At 48.6% G+C, this 1,471-nt stretch carries 1 protein-coding gene; it reads left to right on the forward strand.

From position 1 onward, the window contains the following. The first annotated feature begins 125 nt into the window (after positions 1 to 125). Complete coding sequence (locus tag B4N75_RS05750; protein ID WP_296706825.1) at positions 126 to 1,463, forward strand: sodium-dependent transporter; 1,338 nt, start codon at positions 126 to 128, stop codon at positions 1,461 to 1,463. The last annotated feature ends 8 nt before the right edge of the window (positions 1,464 to 1,471 follow it).

The following is a 1,471-nucleotide window of genomic DNA, read 5'->3' on the forward strand; positions in this document are numbered from 1 at the left end:
AATAGATTATCGGGTCAAGCCCAATAATGACATTAAATCATAAAACTCGAAATTCAGGCTATAAATATATTTTTTAAAGTCTTCCCCTCGTACACACCGCCCCGGAATTCTGCTAAAATATTCCCATGGCTAGAGAAAGATTAAGCAGCAGACTTGGATTTATTCTGCTGAGCGCAGGCTGCGCTATTGGGTGCGGAAACGTGTGGAAATTTCCGTGGATGGTCGGTCAGAACGGAGGCGGCGCGTTCGTTCTTGTCTATCTTGCGTTTCTTGTTGTGCTGGGGCTTCCGGCTTTGACAATGGAATTCGCGCTTGGAAGAGCGTCCCAGGCAAGCCCGGTCAGAATGTACCAGAAACTTGAAAAGCCCGGCTCAAAATGGCACGTTCACGGCTACGTCTGCCTGCTTGGAAACATTTTCTTGATGGCGTTCTACACGGTTGTTACAGGCTGGCTTATTTATTATTTTGTCTCGTTTGTGGCTGGAAAGTCTGGCGAGCTTAGCTTTGGCAAAATGATTTCAAATCCTAAGTTAAACGTGGGCTATCTTTTTATCGCAGTTGCAGTTTGCTTTTTGATTCTAACGCGGAATCTCCAGAGCGGACTTGAGCGGATTACAAAATACATGATGGTTCTTCTTTTGGTCTTGATGACAGTTCTTGCGGCACGGAGCATTTCTCTTCCGGGCGGGGCAAAAGGTCTTTCGTTCTATCTCGTTCCTGACTTCAAGAAGCTCACAGTTCCTGTTGTGGTGGGCGCGATGAACCAGGCGTTCTTCACTCTTTCGCTTGGAATCGGCGCAATGTCGATTTTCGGAAGCTACATCGGAAAAGACAGAAGCCTTATGGGAGAATCAGTAAAAGTCATTATTCTTGACACTTTCGTTGCGGTTACGGCAGGACTGATAATCTTCCCTGCGTGCGCATCGTTCGGAATTGCGGTTGACGCAGGGCCGTCGCTTCTTTTCAACACGATGACAACCGTCTTCAACAACATGGGCGGCGGCAGAGTATGGGGAAGCCTTTTCTTCCTTTTTATGGTGTTCGCGGCGTTCTCAACGGAGCTTGCGGTGTGTGAGAATATTCTTGCGTGCATGCGCGAGATGACAGGCTGGTCGCGAAAGAAAGGCTGCGTAATCTGCGGAACAGGCATTTTCTTAATCGCGCTCACAACCGCGCTCGGCTACAGTGTGCTTCATTTTCATCCGTTCGGCGAAGGCTCGGCGTGGCTTGATTTCTGGGACTTTATCGTAAGCAACAACCTTCTTCCGCTAGGCGCGCTTGTTTTCGCAGTTTTCAGCTGCAGCGGCCGCTTCGGCTTAGGCTGGGAAAAACTCGTTCAGGAAGCGAACGAGGGCGAAGGCCTAAAAGTGAAAAACTGGATGAAGCCAGTCTTCGCGTACTTTGTTCCGCTCTGCATAATCGCAATCTACATAATCGGGCTTGCGACGTTCAAGTGGAAATAAAAAAGCGA

Origin of the sequence: Treponema sp. UBA7570 (assembly GCA_002477955.1) — a bacterium.
Classification (GTDB): Bacteria; Spirochaetota; Spirochaetia; order Treponematales; family Treponemataceae; genus Treponema_D.